Genomic DNA, 19,136 nt, shown 5'->3' with positions numbered 1-19,136 from the left:
TGACAGGGACCAAGAAAATGCCAAACTAAATTTGAATGTTAACTTTATTTACATAAACATGAAAAGTTTCTCTTTTCTTTTTACCACATTATTGATGAGTATGGCCTCTTTTGCTCAACAGGCTATTACTGAACCTATACCTTCCTCAAAACCCAGTGTGTATCAATTGCAACAGATTAAAAGAAGATATGGGATGTTTATTCACTTTGGCATAAATACTTTTTACGACCAGGAGTGGACAGATGGTAGCAAGCCCCCGGCTTCTTATAAGCCACTTGTTGTAGATGCAGATCAATGGATAAGCACGGCCAGGGATGCTGGTATGAAGTATGTAATTCTGGTAACCAAACACGTGGATGGTTTTTGTCTCTGGGATAGCAAATACACTAATTATGATGTGGGAAGTTCGGGCAATAAAACAAACGTAGTTGAAGCTGTTGCAGAGGCCTGCAGGAAATACGGAATCGGCATGGGTATTTATTATTCCTTGTGGGACAGGCATCAGAATGCTGATGTCAATGACACTTCTTTGGATAAAGCATATAATCAATATATGATTGGTCAGATTAAAGAACTGATTGGCATCATAAATAAACATACAAAGGTTGTTGAATTATGGCTTGATGCCGGCTGGGAAAAAAAGAGGTCACGGTGGCCCATCCCCGAAATTTATGAGACGGTAAAAAATATGGCGCCTCAGTGCCAGGTTGGCGTTAATTGGTCAATAGGAACACCGGAAAACCCAGACCCTGATTCATCATTTGTATTACCTACGATGCAAAAAACAGGATATCCCATCAGGTACTTTCCAAGCGACTTCAGAATGGGTGATCCTTATCTTCCTGCCAACCCAGATCCTAAATTATTTTCCCACAATGGGAATCTTTATTATATGCCATGGGAAACAACTGTATGCATCAGCCAGAAATGGTTTTATAATACAACCGACACCATTTACAAAACACCTCAACAGCTTTTGAAATTATACAATATAGCAACTGCGCAGGATAACATATTAATATTGGACCTTCCACCAGACAGGAGCGGCAAACTTCGTGAAAAAGATCGGCAACTTGTATTTGCTTTGAGAAAGCTGATTCTTAAAGAATAAAAAATATAACGATATTTAAAAGTATCAGAATAATGATCAATAGTCAATAAAATATCCTTTTATGGATGCTTAAAAAAATGAAGAACTTATTTACCCTCGTTTTCTTAGTCTGTTTGTTTTCCGGCAAATATTTATGGGCGCAAAAAACTTTACATGCAAGTGTTGTCGCAAGGCCTTCAACTGTTTCATCAAATTCATTTTATATCGGAAACAAAGAACCTTTGCAACCTCTCTACCTGATAAAGCTGCCGGTTGGTGTTATTAAACCGGAAGGCTGGATTTTAAAGTACCTGCAGTTGCAGCGGGACGGTTTAACAGGCCATCTTGGTGAGATAAGCGGGTGGCTGGATAAAAATAATAATGCATGGTTTAGCGGTAACGGAAAGGGTGATCATGGATGGGAAGAGGTTCCTTACTGGCTTAAAGGATATGGTGATCTCGGGTATATTTTAAAAGATGAAAAAATTATTGCTGAAACTAAATTATGGCTTGGTAAAGTTTTTCAGAGCCAGCAACCAAATGGATACTTCGGCCCCCGTGTAATTGATGATAAACATAAGAATGATGCAAATGCAATTCCTGATCTGTGGCCCAACATGATCATGCTCTGGTGTATGCAATCGTATTATGAATATAGTAATGATGCAAGAGTAATACCATTTATGACAAAGTACTTTAAATGGCAGGTAACCGTTCCCGATAGTTTGATGCTGAAACTATATTGGGAGAATAGCCGCGGCGGTGATAATCTCTACAGTATTTATTGGTTATACGATCATACCGGTGAAAAATGGCTCCTTGATCTTGCAAATAAAATTCACAGGAATACCGCGAACTGGTCGCAAAACAATGAATTACCTAACTGGCACAATGTTAATGTTGCCCAGTGCTTCAGGGAACCTGCTACTTATTACATGCAGGCAAAAGATACCAGCTATTTAAATGCGACATACAACGATTTTTATTTAATAAGAAATATATACGGACAAGTGCCGGGTGGCATGTTTGGTGCGGATGAAGATGCCCGTAAAGGATTTACTGATCCGCGGCAGGCGGTGGAAACCTGCGGCATGGTGGAGCAAATGTCTTCCGATGAAATTTTAACCGGCATAACCGGAGATCCGATGTGGGCTGATAATTGTGAGGATGTTGCTTTTAATACGTATCCCGCTGCTGTAATGCCTGACTTTAAAGGCTTGCGTTATTTAACCGCACCGAATATGGTGGTAAGCGATAGTAAAAATCATTCCCCCGGTATAGAAAATGCAGGTCCCTTTTTAATGATGAATCCCTTCAGCAGTCGTTGCTGCCAGCACAATCATTCCCAGGGTTGGCCATATTACGAAGAGCATTTATGGATGGCTACTCCCGATAATGGGCTGGCTGCAATATTATACAACAGCAGCGCTGTAACAGCAAAGGTTGGAGATCGTTCAGGCCACACCGTTATGCTGCGGCAAATCACGAATTACCCATTTGATGAGCATATTAAAATTGAAGTGAATGTAACTTCTCCGGTAAGTTTTCCTTTATACCTGCGTATACCCGGTTGGTGCGATAATGCAACCGTTAGTATTAATCGTAAACAAGTAAATATTCATGCAACTGCAGGTTCGTACATACGCCTTGAAAATAATTGGAAGCAGGGAGATGTAATTGAATTAATGTTACCCATGGGCGTAACCATCAAACAATGGACACAGAATAAGAATAGTGTAAGTGTTAACTATGGCCCGCTTACCTTTTCTTTAAAAATTGATGAATCGTATAAGTTGATGGATAGCAAACAGTCTGCCATAGGCGATTCAAAATGGCAGGCGAATGCGGATCAGACCAAATGGCCTGCTTATGAAATTTATCCGGCCAGCAGGTGGAATTATGGTTTGGCATTAAATGATAAGCAAGCCGCCGATCAGTTTACAATAATTAAAAAACAATGGCCACAAAATAATTTTCCTTTTACAGAAACAGATGTGCCTATCTTAATAAAGGCCAAAGGGAAACTTATTACTTCATGGACACTTGATAAGTATGGTTTGTGTGAAACGTTACCGCAGAGCCCGGTAACTGTTGATACGAAAGAAGAAACAATTGATTTAATACCAATGGGTGCCGCACGGTTGCGGATATCAGCATTTCCTGTTGTGAATTAATATTGTTATGCCCTTATTCATGTTGAAAAAATCCTATCATGGTAGTTATTGAATTCAATGCGTTGGCCAAACATAAAAATCTTTCTTCTTATCATTCTCAATATTCTTAATGTGAGCATACTCTTTAAATATACCAATGTCGGCAATGTCGTGTTGTTTCAACTGATCCAGCATTGCCAAACCATCTTTGGTTTTAATATAATATTCCAGGATATATGAATATTTGCAATTTTCATAGTAGGCTTCGTAAATATTCAAATTACCTGCAGTAAATAATTGCTTGTAAGTCTTGAGATCGGCTCTTGGGTCGCTTAGAAAAACAATAATCTTGCGTTCGTTGCCAGCGGTGTTGTGCAATCTATTTGCCTCCAAAATTGAATAGCCGCCTGCCAGAATTGACTTTATTGGCACTTGCACAATCCGGGAATTTCTCCCTTCGTTAGAAAATTTAAATTCCAATTCGCTGGAGGTAAAACGATGTTGGGCAACATAATGGAATCTTCCTTCCGTTTCATTTTGATGCAGCGTAACATCTTTATTGCTATTTAACGAATGCCTGAATTGCTCCCATCGCTTACTAAACTGCTCTTTATCAAGTGTAGTTTCAAAACATACAAAATGTACTCTCTCATTTGTTTCCATTGCTACAAGGTAAGCTATTAAATCAACTAATGCGAGATGATGCACTTCGATATCTCATTTTTGATTCGACAGAAATTTGAATTGGGCTAATCTAATGGCAAGCCAGGCGGTTAAACGCTGAGTGGTTTTTCTGGCTGTAAACCGGCAAAAAGTAGCAGGAATTTTCGATAACAATTCGAACAATTTGATAATATTCTCTCACCAGGAAACTTATCAATTATTGTTACCGTGATAGAGGTTGTATTATCTTCCAGATTCACAATAATAGCATTTCAATACAAGCACATTATTATACGTACTTATTCATTCAAAATGTTCGTAGATATACCATTGTCGTAGTAAATTCAGAAGACAAATAATTAAGCATTACCGCTCTTGCGCTGGCATTATCAGCAAGGTATCTTTGTCCCAGAAGTTGATTGATGTTCAAGAAACATTAATCAAAATATCCAAATCCATAGAAAAGAACCTTTATCCAATTATCCAATAGAAAATCATAAAATCTGATATCAGTCAACTTCTAATTTTTTTCATCCAATACCTATAGATTACTAAATAATCTCAATAAAGAAAATCCGATAACAACTATCCAATTTATCCTGTTTAGAACAACAAACCCTGGAATTAAAATTATTAAGCCCGCTTAACCGCGGGTCTTTTTATTGCATGGTATGGCCGATAGAAACTGCCAAAACTCAAATTAATAATGCCTTGCTGAAATAGACTTCCTTTTAGATACACGGAGTTTATTACTATAAATTATCGGTGTTTTCTTTTACTTACCAGGTCTGTTGATAATCGTTCCGACTTTATAAAGTCATTTATTAAATTTACCAAGAAGCAGAAAACAGCATTGCAATCCAATGAATATTCAACAATACCTGGAACGAATTAAGTATGATGGTAATGTTACCGCGTCATTAGATGTGCTTTCAAAACTACAGGTATTGCATTTAATGAATGTGCCTTTTGAAAACCTGGATATTCAAAACAAAATAAAAATTAACCTTGATAATTTGTTTGATAAAGTTATCACCCGAAAGAGAGGTGGTTTTTGTTATGAATTGAACGGGATGTTTTATAAGCTATTGAAACAAATTGGGTTTGTGGTTAAAATGGTTTCTGCCAGGGTTTATAATAATGTTACAAAAAATTATAGCCCTGAATTCGACCATATGGCGTTAATTGTATCATTAGATAAAGATGATTACCTTGTCGACGTAGGATTTGGAGAGTTCGCCCTATGCCCAATAAAGATAGAAACAGGCACCGAGACAGAAGACGCAGGAGGAACTTTTAGAATCGACAGATATGATAATAAATACTTTGTAGTTCAAAAAAAGAATGAACACGGGGAATTTATTGCCGAATATATTTTCACAAAAAAGAAGAGGAAGATTAAAGAATTTTACTCACGATGTATTTACCACCAGGAAAATGAAGAATCTCATTTCACTCAAAAAAGAATTTGCACAATGGCAACAGAATGGGGTAGAATAACCTTAACTGGTACCACTTTAAAAATAACAGAAAAGGGAATTGTAAAAGAGACTAAATTAAATGATGAAATGGAAGTTCAGCAGGTATTGTGGAGCTATTTTGGTATAAAACCTTAGGCCATTAGCCAAAAGTCCAACAAAAAAATGCATAAGTAATAAGCCTGCATATTTTCTATTCTAAAAGCTTGCTGCAATCATTATAATATTTATGTTTCATTCTGGATAATAAAATTTAAATTGTCGCTTCTTTTTTTATAGAATTTTCAAATCATTTTTAGACTATGTCTCATACCAAAAAGAAAAAGCATTCTCCGCATCCACCTGTTCCGCAGATTAAAAAGGATATAAAAAAATATCGCGTTATTGCCGTGGCCGTTATTTTCTTTTTACTATTTGGCGGAGGTATTGCCTTTTTTGCAGCCGGCAACAATGTAACCTGGCTGATAGTTGGTGCGGTAGTGGGAGCGGTTTGCGGATATTTCTTTGGAAAGCAGATCGTAAAAGGGTTGTTTAAAAACTAAGGCGTCACAATTTTATTGATCGAGTGTAGGTTCGCTAATGCTTCTAAAAACAGAAAGTCTCCGTCAGCATTGTGATAAATAATTCCAAAAAAAGTCAGGATAATTATTAAAAACATTTAACCATTGATGATTTTCACATTGTCATTAAGAATGTTGTGGAAACAAAAAAACAACAATTACATAGTGAATCTGTAGAAAAATATGGATACCTGGTGAATAATTTTACATCAATTGAACACTATCCAGAAATTTATGACGTTTATTTATAGAGGTAATCGGTATAGGGGGCAACTGTACTGCAAACGTATTTTATTGTTTAAAAGATGGAGGCCAGTTTGCAGTTTTGGCCCGTGTCTTGTATAACTTTTTTGCCGAGTTTATTTGAAATTGAAATATCGAATTATATTTGCCGTTGGTATAGTTCACCCTTTGAGACTTATGACTTTATACAGAAACCTACGCCTACACCTGGTAATTCTTTGTTTACTTACCACTGGTATTGCGAATTCGCAAACATCAGTTCTCACCCAGCACAATGATTTATATAGAACAGGATGGAACAATAAAGAATCAATTCTTACAACCAAGAATGTAAATAGCAAATCTTTTGGCAAAATATTTTCACGTACGGTTGATGATCAAATATATGCCCAGCCGCTCGTGGTATTGAACGTCAATTTACCCAGCAATGGGAATAAAAATATCGTAATTGTAGCTACCGTTAATAATTCAGTTTACGCATTTAATGCAGATTCCGCTAACATTAGCAGCCCTTACTGGCAGGACAGTTTAACGCCTTCCGGCTCAAGACCTATAAAGAATAGTGACATGACGGGCGCCTGCAGTGGTATGTATAAAGATTTTAGTGGTAATATGGGAATAGTAGGTACACCCGTGATTGACTCTACCACAAATACAATGTATTTAGTATCAAGAAGTGTAACACTTGGAACAAACAAGGTTTTTCAACAATACCTTCATGCATTGGATATTACTAACGGGCACGAGCGTCCGAATAGCCCGGTATTAATAACTGCCCAGGTCGCTGGAACTGGCAGCGGAGGTGTTGGAGGAGTATTGACATTCGACCCCCAGAAGCAGAACCAACGTGCGGGGCTTTTGTTATTGAACGGAATTGTTTTCATCACGTGGGCTTCCCACTGCGATTGGGGACCCTACCATGGGTGGGTAATTGGATACAACAAAACCTCTTTGCAACAGCAAATTGTTTATAACGATACTCCGAATGGAGATGCTGGTGGAATATGGATGAGCGCTGCAGCGCCTTCCGCTGACGACTCGGGAAATATATACGTGGCAACCGGAAACGGATCAGTGGGTGTAGGAAAGGATTCGGCAAATTTGATCAACCGTTCTGAAAGTGCTTTAAAATTAACTCCGACGGGGAATACTTTGAAGGTCAGCAATTTCTTTACACCAAGTAATTACAAATATCTCGATGGTTACGATAAAGATTTTGGCGTGGCGGGAATGTTATTAATTCCTAATACCAATCGAGTGTTAACGGGAGCTAAGGATGGTAACCTATACCTTTTAAACCGTGATAACATGGGAGGGTATGATTCTGCAACAAATCATATAGTACAAACTATTGTACTTGGAACTAATGTTTGGATTCTTCGTTCATCTCTTGCATATTACAAAGGAGAGCAAAAGGAATTTGTATATTCCTGGAGCGAAAAGGCGCCATTGTATGCATTTCCTTACAAGAGGGGCCCTGACACGCTGGATGTTTTAAATGCAATTGTGAGTGGTGTACATGGCCCTACTTCCGGAAATGGCTCATTTTTTTCCCTATCTTCAAATGGATCTGTTGATTCAACTGCACTCTTATGGGTGAATCAGTCGGTGAGTGGAAATGCAAACCAGTCGGTTTGCCTGGGTATATTAAGAGCATTTAGTGCGACAGATGTAACAAGGGAGTTGTGGAATTCTTCGATGGATTCTAATGATTTACCCGGAAATTATGGCAAATTTACCTGCCCCACAATCTCAAACGGGAAGGTGTACCTCGCAACATTTTCTAATCAGTTAATGGTATATGGATTAAAGGATTCAACGGCCTGTGATAGCTGTAGTTTAGTAAACATTGCATTGAATAAGCCTGGAGTGGCCTCTACATCTGCCTCTGGTTTGCCAGCTTCGGCAGCTTTTGATGGTAATCTTACCACGAGGTGGAGTAGCAATGCTACAGACTCTGAATACATCTATGTTGATCTTCGCGCCAGATATGATTTGTGTAAAGTGGTATTGAAATGGGAGACGGCTTTAGGTCAAAATTTTAACATCCAGGTTTCGGATGATCATACTAACTGGACAACAATAAAAGTAATAACCGGAAACAAAAGTTTTGAAAATTATATTCCATTACAGGCACGTGGCAGATACGTTAGGATGCAGGGTGTACAAAGAGGTACTTCCTATGGTTATTCTCTTTGGGAATTTGAGGTATATGGAAAATTAAGCAGTAACCAAATTGTCGGTTCAGGTACAATTTGCCCCAATTCAAATAATCACCTTCTGGCAAATGTCCCCTGTGCTACTTATCAGTGGCAGTTAGATTCAGGTAGCGGCTTTCATAATATAATTAATGATAGCATTTATGCCGGTACAAACAGCGCTACTCTTACATTAAATAATCCATCATCTTTATGGTATGGTTACAAGTATCGTTGTATTATGGACACATTAACGAGTAGCCCTATAACGCTTCGTTTTTCCGACACTTGGATGGGAACTGCAGACTCTCTTTGGGAAAATCCTCTCAACTGGAGTTGCGGCCAGCTGCCAGATGCTAACACTGATGTTATTATTAATTCCGGAACTGTAATTGTAAAATCAAACCCGGTCGTAAGAAGCTTAAACCTGGCTACAGGGGTAAATTTTATGATTAAGCCCAATTTTACCTTCACTATTAATCATTAAAGAAACTCTGGACCTGGAAATAGGTTCGGTAATAGTCACTTGCCTAAAATTCCTGAAATTAATTTATTGGGAGGGAATCGAATTTAGTTCAACGGGGTTCTTAATCGTTTTCAAAATTTGGTTACCATGATGGACGCCCTCTAATAATATCTCATCTTGCAAAATCTTTTCCGGTGGTGCAATTATTTCATCAGAGGCAATTAACTGGAGCTGCCATAGTTTATTTCCATGAGTTACATGAACAAGCATTTTCTCATTTGTCGTTTTGATGGTTCCGACATCATATGAAATTGCATCTATCAAGGTGGGAAGTATCGTAAAAGTTTTGCCATTTTTCCATGCATTTTTCCAATGTATGTCTTTAGAGGGAGATTCAATATATATGAAGTTGATCGTATCCCTCGATGGTATTTCATTTCCATTTTCGTCAACTGCTATATTACCGGGTAAGTGCACTTTGTAGAATGCGTAAATATTCTTAATTGAATATTTTGATTGTGCACATGCAAAGTAACCGGTGCTTAAAAATGAATAGAAAAGAAAATATTTCAATCGAATCATTTTACAGAGTTAATTGATTTTTTTAAAACATAAATTATGTACATAAAAATTATACCGCTGTTAACCTTTGGAACTAAAAAAGGCTGCCCGTTTTAAGAGCAGCCTCCCGAGTTATTCGAGAACAATTTCTATTGTTTTACCAGTCTATTTACATAAATTTTGTCATCCACGGTTGTTCTCAACAAGTAGACTCCCGCGGCCAGGTTTACGCCCGAAACGTTTAGATTAATCACAATAGAACTTCCAAATTCTTTGAAATAAACCTTAGCGCCGTTTGCATTCAGAAGCTCAACCCTTACTTTTTGTCGCGGGCTCCTGGCAAACCGGATGTTTATAATATCGTGGAATGGATTGTTGTCAACCCAAACACGTTGTGATACATTCACATCTTTCAAAAGTATTGTAGAACTGTAGGTGAACTTGCCATCAATATCAACTATTTTTAAACGATAATAATTATATTCATTCACCAGCTTGTCAGTATAGCTATAGTTACTTACCAATGAACTATTTCCTGCCGCCGTTACTTTTCCTATTGATTGGAAAGCGATTGCGTCTGGAGATTTTTCAACATCGAAATATTTAGAACCTTGTTCCGAACTGGTTTTCCAGCTTAAGAGGATATTGTTATTGTTAAGAGTTCCGTTAAAAGTAACCAAAGTAAGAGGCAGCACCACGTTTGGATCTACAAGAAAGAATTTAGAAAATCCTGTAAAAGATGCAGTAAACAAATAACCATTAGCATAAGAAACGTAAGAAGTTGGCGCTATGATAGTATTACCTGCCGTTGCTGTTGCAATCGTAGAGGCGTCAGTTTTCGCAATTTTTAGTGTCGCCGGATCCAGGCCAGCGAGTTCTGCAGTTGTAAAATACAACCCTATTGTATAAGAAGCCCCGGAATTTGTTGATGGCGAAATATCAAAAACTTTTTCAGACCTCATACCGCCATAAAACGGCTGCCACGTTGTACCCGTTCCTGTTAGTGCCGAATTCACGCATCCGAGGTCAGCCGAAGCAGAAGAAAGATTGTTCAAAATAAGTAATCCGGTATAAAAGTAAAAGTTACCGTTACTTCCAACGTATTCAGTGCGGGATCCGGACGTATCTATCAAATTACCGAACGCAGTTTCTCCCAATCTCAACTCGGGTTTCGCGCCGGAACCATAATAAATAACAGAACTGAAAGGTGTACTGCAATTAATGCTGTCTTGCCAAATTATATTTCCCTGCGAAGCGGTTCCGCCATCTGAATATCCATAGGTTTGATCTGCAAAATCAGACGCAGAAGTGGTATTATCATAGCATACTTCCACTGCAACGTTGGAGCTGCCATCCCAGACAAATGGAACATCGAGCGTAAAAGTATTCCATCCATTCACAGTTGAATAAGAGGCAAGCGATTTAACCGATGAAGTCGCAACTGCATTTGTGGTAATATCTACCAGGTAATTCAAAGACGTTGTCCCCATCTTGATCTGCAGATTAGTGTATGGCCGCACACTTGATTTACCCATATTAAACGCCACACTGGTTATCGTTCCGGGCGAAAGCCCCGCGGCAGTTAACTCACTTGCCTTATAAAGCATCTGCGTTTTTTTGCTTGGCAAAGATGCATCAAATGGTTGACCAGCACTTGTATTTCCTAAAGTTAATGCTTGCGATCCGATTGTATACGTGCCCGTTGCGCCATTGGAAGCGGGTGCCAGGTCGTTGTCTCTTATTGTAAAAGTATAAGCTTGGCTACTTGGTGCTGCCACCGCATTTGTTGTTCCTCCAACTACATAATTTAAGGTAAATGTTTCGGTGGGTTCAACTTCAGCATCGTCGTAAACGCGAATAGTTACAGGTTGCGGAGTTGAAGGCCCGTTAGCAAATGTTAATATATTTGACGGAGAAGCAAAATTGCCATTCGTGGTAAAATCATAATCAATTCCTTGCGTTGCCGTTCCACCACCTGCAACGGCGAGAGTCACATTGGCATCGCCGGTGGGCGGTAAATCGATACTCATATTTACAGTATAATCCTTATAATTGCGGCATCCCGTGCTGCCAGCGGTTGTTTCAGCCTGGTCGTTAAAAGATGCAGCAAACCTTACATAAGGAGTTGTAAAAGGCACACTCGCTGTCCACAGACCACGGCCATGTGTAGCCGCAGCAACCGTACCATCACTTTTGCGGTATTTCAGCATATCAGTCCGAACGATAGGGAAGGTTGGATCCTGTGTCCACACAGTAGATGACCCATTGATATTGTTGGTTTCATATACACCCATTTCCGTCGCAATAATTGCTTTTGTATTGTCTTCAGGGTAGAAAATTGCCCAGCGAACAGGTATGTCGGGAAAATTTCCTGTAATGTTTGTCCAGCCACCGCTTCCCCCTCCAGTGGTGGTTGCCCAGATATGCTTTACAGCTCCATAGTTGGAATAGGTGGCAATAATATTATTGTCATCAGTGCCTATTGCTATGCATGAAACAGTGGCTCCCGGCATGCCGCTGCCCGTGATATCGGCGGCGGTAGGCGACGCCACGTTAGCGTTGTCAACTTTTACTATTTTACCGCTTTGGGTTCCAAAAAATACCCTGTTGGATGTATATGGAGATACCGATATACTCCTTACTGCCCCCGAAAATGTTCCGATGGTAACTGGTGTAAAAGTGCTGCCGGTTTGGGGGTCGTCCCACCTTATGTATTGGTTGCTGGCGCCAGCGGCATACATTATATTATTTACATTATCATAATCCGTTGGGTTAATAAACTGACCGATCGAATTTGAATAATCTACCGGACTCCATGTGGCACCGCCATTAGTGCTTCTTCTATAAGTATTATAAACATAGGAACCGAACTGGTATTGTGGCTGATCCTGATCAATTTGGACAAATGCTCCGTCTCCGCCAGTCACTTCAGTGCAGCTTCCCAAGCCTGCATTGGTAAGTTGATCTACCCCATTATCCTGGGCACCCGCGAGAAAATAATTTGTATTCGTAGGATGCAGGGCACAGGAATAATATTGTTTTAATCTTAGCCCCCTGTTTCTGTCAGTAAATGTAGCTGCACTATCTGATGAATAAAAAATTCCTCCATCGCTTCCTACCAATACCTGGTTCCCGTTCCAGACTGCAGTTTGTTGATCTGCGTGCACATAACTCAACGAGGTTCCTATCCACGTTGAAACTTGTGTCCATGAATTGCCACCGTTCGTAGAACGGTAACAATTTAGACCACCCGCTATTAGATGTTTGTCATTTGCCGGGTCCACAGCTAACGCCATATTATACCACGCTTGTGCGCTGCTTAAATCATTGGTGCCAGATGCCGCAGGCGGCGAGGCAACGGTTGCGAACCATGTGTCGCCACCATCTGTTGACTTATAAATTTGAGGTGTCTGGTAAGATGAATTTGAATTTAAGACATACAGGGTATTTCCCGCAACAGCCAGTTCGCAGTTATATTGAACATTCGGAAATACAGTTGTGGCCGATTTCCATCCAATAGAAGATACGGTATCCGGCCTGTCAGAATAGCGATAACCGGGGTTCGCCCCATTATAATATCCGCATACAATATGCATTCTTCCCGTACTGCTCAATTTCATATCTGTAATTGAAGCATTCAGCCCGGCAGGTGTAATATTTGTCCAGGTTGTACCGCCGTCGGTAGAACGTTGAATTCCTTTGCTATTTCCTATGGTCGATACATAAATATAACCGGATGCATCACAGGTAACTTTGGAAACATTAAAAAAAGATGTTGTATTGGCAAGCAGATTCCAGCTGACGCCATGATCAATACTCTTCCAAACTCCGCCGCCCCTTACTGCATCCGCATTATATGTTTTTTCACCAGTGCCAAAATACATGGTATCCTTAGTTCCTAACGGATCCTGGCAGATACTGGAAATGGCAAGGTTTCCAAAAAAATCGTTTATAGGAGTCCAGGTTGCGGGAGATGCAGATATATCAGTCGTTTTCCATAAACCTCCATCTATACCACCCACCCATACCGTGTGGTTTGTAGCATCAGAAAGGTCAACCCAAATAGCCCGCATGCGACCACTGGTAACTCCGCCTCCAGCCCGTGTATTGCCATTGCTCGGTCCGACTGCATCTGAATTGGGACCACGTTCCGCCCAGCTTAGTGAAGCAACACTACTGGGAGTATTTGGGCTTAAGCGCCTCTGGGTCATTAAGTTTTCATAGGCATTAACCAATCTAAATTTGGGTATATATCCAAGGGATACATCTTTCGTGAGTTCAAATTCCATCTGCTGAGCCTGAAGAATTCCGTCTTCATTTGCTTCATTTTCATCCTCCCCAATTTTAACAGGATCAACAGTTGATTTTTGTGCAGTGATATTTTTGGGGAGTTTGGTATGAAGAAGGGAAAAAAGTAACAGGCCGCATATACCTATAGAAGTAACAAACAAGAGTCTTTTCATGAGATAATTTTGAAAAATAAATGTAAGATTTTAAATGAAGAATTGGGTGAATATTCCATCCAGTCCTTATCATAAAATTTTTTTGGTCAGCTTTAATGTGGAAAATTCCTCAATTTAATAAAATCATCAGAAAAAAGAACATTTTAGTTCAACCATTTTTGTTACTCCACTTATCTTATTCTACCTTTGCACCTCGAAAAAAAATAAATATTATGGCGGATATAAAACCAGATGAAATATCAGCAATTCTGAAAAGCCAGCTAACTAACTTTAATGTTGAAGCGAACCTTGAAGAGGTTGGAACGGTCCTGCAAATTGGTGATGGAATTGCCCGCGTTTACGGATTAAATAACGTCAGTTCGGGTGAGTTGGTAGAATTTGAAAATGGAGTTAAGGCAATTGCATTGAATTTGGAAGAAGACAATGTAGGTGTTGTTCTCATGGGAGATAGTGGCGATATTAAAGAAGGTGGAACCGTACGTCGCACAGGAAAAATTGCCTCTATAAAAGTAGGTGACGGTTTAGCTGGCAGGGTTATTAATACACTCGGCGAGCCAATAGACGGGAGAGGCCCGATTACGGGAGAACTCTACGAAATGCCGCTCGAACGTAAAGCACCTGGCGTAATTTTTCGTGAGCCGGTAAAGCAGCCTCTGCAAACAGGTATTAAAGCCATTGATGCCATGATTCCAATTGGCCGTGGCCAAAGGGAATTGGTAATCGGCGACAGGCAGACAGGCAAGAGTGCTATTTGCATCGATACCATCATCAATCAAAAAGAATTTTATAAAGCTGGTAACCCTGTTTATTGTATATATGTTGCAATAGGACAAAAAGCATCCACCATAGCAAATGTGATGAAAGTATTGGAAGATAACGGTGCAATGGAATATACAACCATTGTAGCTGCTTCTGCTTCAGATCCTGCACCACAGCAGTTTTACGCACCATTTGCCGGTGCAGCCATTGGTGAATTTTTTAGGGATACTGGCCGTTCGGCGTTAATTATATATGATGATTTAAGTAAACAAGCAGTAGCTTATCGCGAGGTATCTCTTTTATTAAGAAGACCTCCCGGTCGTGAAGCATACCCGGGAGATGTATTTTACCTGCATAGTCGCCTTTTGGAAAGAGCGGCAAAAATTATTTCGAAAAATGAGATTGCTCAAAAGATGAACGATCTTCCTGAAAATATCAGGCACCTGGTAAAAGGTGGCGGGTCATTAACTGCTTTGCCAATTATTGAAACGCAGGCCGGTGACGTATCTGCATATATTCCTACCAACGTTATTTCAATTACAGACGGTCAGATATTTTTGGAGGGTAACTTGTTTAATGCTGGTATAAGGCCCGCCATTAACGTGGGTATATCGGTAAGCCGTGTGGGTGGTAATGCCCAAATCAAGTCCATGAAAAAAGTGGCGGGTACATTAAAACTTGACCAGGCTTTGTATCGTGAAATGGAAGCGTTTTCAAAATTTGGCGGTGACCTGGATGCAGCAACTAAATCTGTTTTGGATAAGGGTGCCAGGAACGTGGAAATATTAAAGCAACCGCAGTTCACACCTTATGCAGTTGAGAAACAGGTTGCTGTTATTTATCTTGGTACTAATGGTTTATTAAATAGTGTTCCGGTAAAACATATACAGGAATTCGAAGAACAGTTTTTACTGCAAATGGAAAATAAGCATCCTGAAATATTGGCTGAATTTAAGAAAGGTAATTTACCTGAGGAAGGAATCAAAAAAATGGTAGACCTGGCAAGGGATATCATGCCACAATTTAAATAAACAAGTCAATTTTATTTCAATATTGAGGGAGAATTTTTCTCCCTTTTTTATTTTTATCAAAGCCCCGATTGAATGCAATAACGGTTTTAAATACTATTTGTAAATTTGTTTTGTAAATATGTAAGTAAATGCCTTTAGGAATAATATTCATTTCCCTTTTATTTATGGTGTTGGGCATGGTTGTTCAATATAGGCTTAAAAGCAAATTTTCAACTTATAGTAAAATACCTACCGGCAGTGGTTTGAGCGGAAAAGAAATTGCTGAAAAAATGCTCCACGATAATGGAATTTTTGATGTAACCGTTACGTCAGTCCCTGGTTTTTTGAGTGACCATTACGATCCCACAAAAAAAACAGTTAATCTCAGTCCCGATGTATATGAAGGACGAAACATTTCAGCCGCTGCAGTGGCTGCGCATGAATGCGGGCATGCTGTTCAACATGCGACAGCGTATTCAATGCTTACACTTAGAAGCGCTTTGGTTCCGGTAGTTCAAATAAGCAGTAACCTTGCCCAATGGATTATATTGATTGGGCTTGGCCTTTTTAGTTTTGGCGGCGGCAATCCAACAATATTATTAATTGGCATTATTCTGTTCGCCGCATCAACACTTTTTTCTGTGATAACATTACCTGTTGAGTTTGACGCTTCGGCCAGGGCTTTGAAGTGGTTGGGAGCATCGCACATTACATCGCCCGAAGAATATGATAAAGCAAAAGATGCTTTGAAATGGGCGGCATTAACTTACGTTATCGCAGCACTTGCATCCATTGCTTTACTTATACAATACATTTTAATTTACCAGGGAAGAAGCAGGGATTAATTAATTCTAAACCTCAAACTAGTCTTCTTCATGATTAAATTTCATTACTGTCTTATTCTTTTTTGTTTGCTTTCAGGGAGTGTAGATTCCCAAACAAAATCTGTTTCGTATAATAATAAGCGTGTTATTTATGAAGGAAGAATTCCCTACGCAAAAGATGCAGCAGAACTCACATGGCCGGGAACTTCGGTAAGAATAAATTTCAAAGGCACCGGAATTTCCGGAACCTTTAAAGATCAGGACACTGCCAATTATTATAATGTGATTATTGACAATGACAGTATTTATGAAATTCATTTTGATACAACTAAGCGAACAGTTGCTCTTGCTACCGGTCTGCCATATGCGAAGCATTCCTTGCAATTATTTAAGCGAACAGAATGGGATAAAGGAAAAACTTTTTTTTATGGCTTTGAATTGAGTAAAAAAAGTAAAATTTTAAAGCCATCAAAGCTTCCAAAAAGAAAAATAGAATTTTTCGGGAATTCAATAACCTGTGGTTATGCTATTAACGATAAAGTGCATGACTCGCCTAATGGTTACTATGAAAATAATTATGATGCCTACGCTGCTATAACCGCCAGGCATTATAATACGCAATATCATTGCACTTCAAAAAGTGGTATTGGTATTATGGTGAGTTGGTTCCCACTGATAATGCCGGAAATGTATAACAGGCTTGACCCTACAGACTCAGCCAGTAAATGGGATTTTTCGGAATATACTCCCGACCTCGTTGTAATTAATTTGTTGCAAAACGATTCGTGGATCGTGAACATGCCCGATAACCAACAATTTAAAAACAGGTTTGGAACGAAAGCGCCGGATGAAGACGAGATTGTTAATGCCTGTAAAAGTTTCGTGCAGACTATAAGAACAACTTATCCGAATGCGCCCATTATTTGCATGCTCGGCAATATGGATATTACCCGGAAAGGATCACCATGGCCAGGCTACGTTGAGAAAGCTGTCAATCAATTGCACGATGAAAAAATATTTACGTACTTCGCGCCGTATAAAGAAACGCCCGGCCATCCAAAAGTAAAAGAACAGCAAATGCTGGCTGATGGTTTAATACAATTCATCGATCAACACATTAAATGGTAAAACAGTTTGTCTATGGAAATGAAAACCTATTTAATAGAAACATTTGAATACAACAGTTCAACCAATAAAAAGCTACTGGAAAAAATTGCGTTGCTGCGTAACCGTGAGGAAAGCATAAAATTTTTCAGTCATTTAATTAATTGCCAATATAAATGGCTGGCACGAATTCTAAAAACTCCCGGTTATGAAAAAATGGATTGGTGGTTGCCGGTATACGATTTCAATAAACTGGAAGATGAGTGGAATAAAAGTTTACAAAGCTGGATTAACTATCTCGGCTCAAAAACAGATGAAGAACTTGAAACCGAAACTACCTTCATCGGGTATAACGGAGGCCTTTGGGCGGCTACACCAAAAGATATTGCGCTGCAGTTAAATTATCATTCCATACATCACAGGGCGCAAATACAAACGCTGTTGCGCCGGCAGGGCGTTGAGCCCGACTTTGTAGATTACATTGGAACGAAATACAGGAAGCTTAGTTAAAATTTAATTTACCCTCTCACTAACTTTTCTCTCTGCCCCATTCGTTTTTTCTTCCTTTTGATTTATAAAGGCATTTCCTGCAAACAATGTTTGCGTTGGGTAAGCAAATTCAATTTTTTCTTTTTCGAATGCCTGCAATATTTCCAGGTAAATTTTTTGTTGTGCATCCATATACATATTGTAGTCAGGGCTTTCAATAAAATAAACCGTTTCAAAGTTCATACTAAAATCAGCGAAGGCTGAAAAGTGGCTTCTGTCAAAAGTTGAGTTCTCTGTATTTTCAATAATCGATTTAATAATACCCGGAATTTTCTTCATCTGTTCTGCTGTCGTTTGATAGATAACACCAATGCTGAATACCACCCTGCGCCGCATCATTTTCTTATAGTTATGTACCCTGGAATCTGTAAGGTCTTTATTAGAACAAACAATTTGCTCACCGCTGATGGCCCTGATTCTCGTTGTCTTTATTCCAATGTATTCAATGGCCCCAATTACTTTATCATCAACGATTATGAAGTCGCCAATTTCAAATGGCCGGTCAAAGAAGATTACAAAATAACTGAAGAAATCTCCGAGCACCGCCTGTGCTGCGAGTGCAATGGCGATACCGCCTATGCCCAGGCCTGTAATAATTGTAGTAACGTTATAGCCAAGATTATTTACCAAAAACACGAGGCCCATTATCCACACAACACCTTTTAAAATGATGACAAGACTTCGTGCCTGCTTTTTCTTTACATCACTATTTTCCTGCTTTTCGAGGAAAGCGAAAATGGAATATTGGATGGCAGAATTGATGAGGCCTAAAATAAAATAAGTAATGATAAATAATTTGGCTACCTGTATGATATGGGTGGTACGGGTATTAAAAGTGAGATAATCAAACGCACCGAAGATGGCCGCAAAATATAGAAAGGGTATTACTGACTTTTCAATTGCTAACACAATAAAATCATCGAAAGTAATTGTTGTTGCAAGGGACAATTTTTTTAATTTCTTCAATACAGGGCCCTTTAAAATTTTAATAAGTGCAAACGATACCACAATGATT

Annotated in this window: 13 protein-coding genes; 9 read left to right on the top strand and 4 right to left on the bottom strand. The window is 39.2% G+C overall.

All coding sequences use genetic code 11. From position 1 onward, the window contains the following. Positions 1-58 precede the first annotated feature (58 nt). Together ACO1O5_RS03815 and ACO1O5_RS03810 are read left to right on the top strand one after the other, a co-directional pair. Positions 59-1,111 carry an alpha-L-fucosidase gene (locus ACO1O5_RS03815; protein WP_486268511.1) on the top strand — a complete coding sequence of 351 codons (1,053 nt, stop codon included), beginning with the start codon at positions 59-61 and terminating at the stop codon, positions 1,109-1,111. Positions 1,112-1,188: 77 nt separating this feature from the next. Continuing rightward, positions 1,189-3,264, top strand: coding sequence for a beta-L-arabinofuranosidase domain-containing protein (locus ACO1O5_RS03810; protein WP_486268510.1), 2,076 nt, complete (start codon positions 1,189-1,191; stop codon positions 3,262-3,264). A 54-nt stretch (positions 3,265-3,318) separates the two neighbouring features. Here ACO1O5_RS03810 and ACO1O5_RS03805 read toward each other — a convergent pair whose 3' ends face one another. After that, complete coding sequence (locus tag ACO1O5_RS03805; RefSeq protein WP_486268509.1) at positions 3,319-3,951, bottom strand: hypothetical protein; 633 nt, start codon at positions 3,949-3,951, stop codon at positions 3,319-3,321. An 818-nt stretch (positions 3,952-4,769) separates the two neighbouring features. On the opposite strand from ACO1O5_RS03805, the gene ACO1O5_RS03800 reads away from it, so the two are divergent. The 3 genes from ACO1O5_RS03800 (at position 4,770) to ACO1O5_RS03790 (ending at position 8,872) form a co-directional block, all read left to right on the top strand. Then, positions 4,770-5,522: an arylamine N-acetyltransferase family protein gene (locus ACO1O5_RS03800; RefSeq protein WP_486268508.1), complete on the top strand. Its 753-nt coding sequence runs from the start codon at positions 4,770-4,772 to the stop codon at positions 5,520-5,522. Between the two features lie 164 nt (positions 5,523-5,686). Then, positions 5,687-5,926 carry a hypothetical protein gene (locus ACO1O5_RS03795; RefSeq protein WP_486268507.1) on the top strand — a complete coding sequence of 80 codons (240 nt, stop codon included), beginning with the start codon at positions 5,687-5,689 and terminating at the stop codon, positions 5,924-5,926. A gap of 438 nt (positions 5,927-6,364) precedes the next feature. Then, positions 6,365-8,872, top strand: coding sequence for a discoidin domain-containing protein (locus ACO1O5_RS03790; RefSeq protein WP_486268506.1), 2,508 nt, complete (start codon positions 6,365-6,367; stop codon positions 8,870-8,872). 63 nt (positions 8,873-8,935) lie between these two features. Here the strand turns inward: ACO1O5_RS03790 and ACO1O5_RS03785 are convergent, their stop codons facing one another. Then, positions 8,936-9,433 carry a hypothetical protein gene (locus ACO1O5_RS03785; protein WP_486268505.1) on the bottom strand — a complete coding sequence of 166 codons (498 nt, stop codon included), beginning with the start codon at positions 9,431-9,433 and terminating at the stop codon, positions 8,936-8,938. A gap of 128 nt (positions 9,434-9,561) precedes the next feature. Beyond that, positions 9,562-13,875, bottom strand: coding sequence for a T9SS type A sorting domain-containing protein (locus tag ACO1O5_RS03780; RefSeq protein WP_486268504.1), 4,314 nt, complete (start codon positions 13,873-13,875; stop codon positions 9,562-9,564). A 212-nt stretch (positions 13,876-14,087) separates the two neighbouring features. Between ACO1O5_RS03780 and atpA the strand changes: the two genes are divergently transcribed. The 4 genes from atpA (at position 14,088) to ACO1O5_RS03760 (ending at position 18,082) form a co-directional block, all read left to right on the top strand. Next, positions 14,088-15,665 carry a F0F1 ATP synthase subunit alpha gene (atpA, locus tag ACO1O5_RS03775; protein WP_486268503.1) on the top strand — a complete coding sequence of 526 codons (1,578 nt, stop codon included), beginning with the start codon at positions 14,088-14,090 and terminating at the stop codon, positions 15,663-15,665. Between the two features lie 128 nt (positions 15,666-15,793). Next, positions 15,794-16,489 (top strand): zinc metallopeptidase, encoded by a 696-nt coding sequence (locus ACO1O5_RS03770; RefSeq protein WP_486268502.1) that lies wholly within the window; start codon positions 15,794-15,796, stop codon positions 16,487-16,489. Between the two features lie 30 nt (positions 16,490-16,519). After that, on the top strand, positions 16,520-17,596 hold the full coding sequence (locus ACO1O5_RS03765) for an SGNH/GDSL hydrolase family protein (RefSeq protein ID WP_486268501.1): 1,077 nt from the start codon (positions 16,520-16,522) through the stop codon (positions 17,594-17,596). Positions 17,597-17,608: 12 nt separating this feature from the next. After that, positions 17,609-18,082, top strand: coding sequence for a DinB family protein (locus ACO1O5_RS03760; protein WP_486268500.1), 474 nt, complete (start codon positions 17,609-17,611; stop codon positions 18,080-18,082). 3 nt (positions 18,083-18,085) lie between these two features. Here the strand turns inward: ACO1O5_RS03760 and ACO1O5_RS03755 are convergent. Further along, a partial coding sequence (locus ACO1O5_RS03755) for a mechanosensitive ion channel family protein (protein WP_486268499.1) occupies positions 18,086-19,136 on the bottom strand: 1,051 nt, incomplete at its 5' end.

Source organism: Ginsengibacter sp., from assembly GCF_057362405.1.
This window is presented reverse-complemented; position numbering and strand designations above follow the sequence as displayed.

Excerpts from the sequence above, each read along its gene's own strand:
- ACO1O5_RS03815 (WP_486268511.1), top strand. The coding sequence starts at position 59 with ATGAAAAGTTTCTCTTTTCTTTTTACCACATTATTGATGAGTATGGCC.
- ACO1O5_RS03810 (WP_486268510.1), top strand. The coding sequence starts at position 1,189 with ATGAAGAACTTATTTACCCTCGTTTTCTTAGTCTGTTTGTTTTCCGGC.
- ACO1O5_RS03800 (WP_486268508.1), top strand. The coding sequence starts at position 4,770 with ATGAATATTCAACAATACCTGGAACGAATTAAGTATGATGGTAATGTT.
- ACO1O5_RS03795 (WP_486268507.1), top strand. The coding sequence starts at position 5,687 with ATGTCTCATACCAAAAAGAAAAAGCATTCTCCGCATCCACCTGTTCCG.
- ACO1O5_RS03790 (WP_486268506.1), top strand. The coding sequence starts at position 6,365 with ATGACTTTATACAGAAACCTACGCCTACACCTGGTAATTCTTTGTTTA.
- ACO1O5_RS03785 (WP_486268505.1), bottom strand. The coding sequence starts at position 9,433 with ATGATTCGATTGAAATATTTTCTTTTCTATTCATTTTTAAGCACCGGT.
- ACO1O5_RS03780 (WP_486268504.1), bottom strand. The coding sequence starts at position 13,875 with ATGAAAAGACTCTTGTTTGTTACTTCTATAGGTATATGCGGCCTGTTA.
- atpA (WP_486268503.1), top strand. The coding sequence starts at position 14,088 with ATGGCGGATATAAAACCAGATGAAATATCAGCAATTCTGAAAAGCCAG.
- ACO1O5_RS03770 (WP_486268502.1), top strand. The coding sequence starts at position 15,794 with ATGCCTTTAGGAATAATATTCATTTCCCTTTTATTTATGGTGTTGGGC.
- ACO1O5_RS03765 (WP_486268501.1), top strand. The coding sequence starts at position 16,520 with ATGATTAAATTTCATTACTGTCTTATTCTTTTTTGTTTGCTTTCAGGG.
- ACO1O5_RS03760 (WP_486268500.1), top strand. The coding sequence starts at position 17,609 with ATGGAAATGAAAACCTATTTAATAGAAACATTTGAATACAACAGTTCA.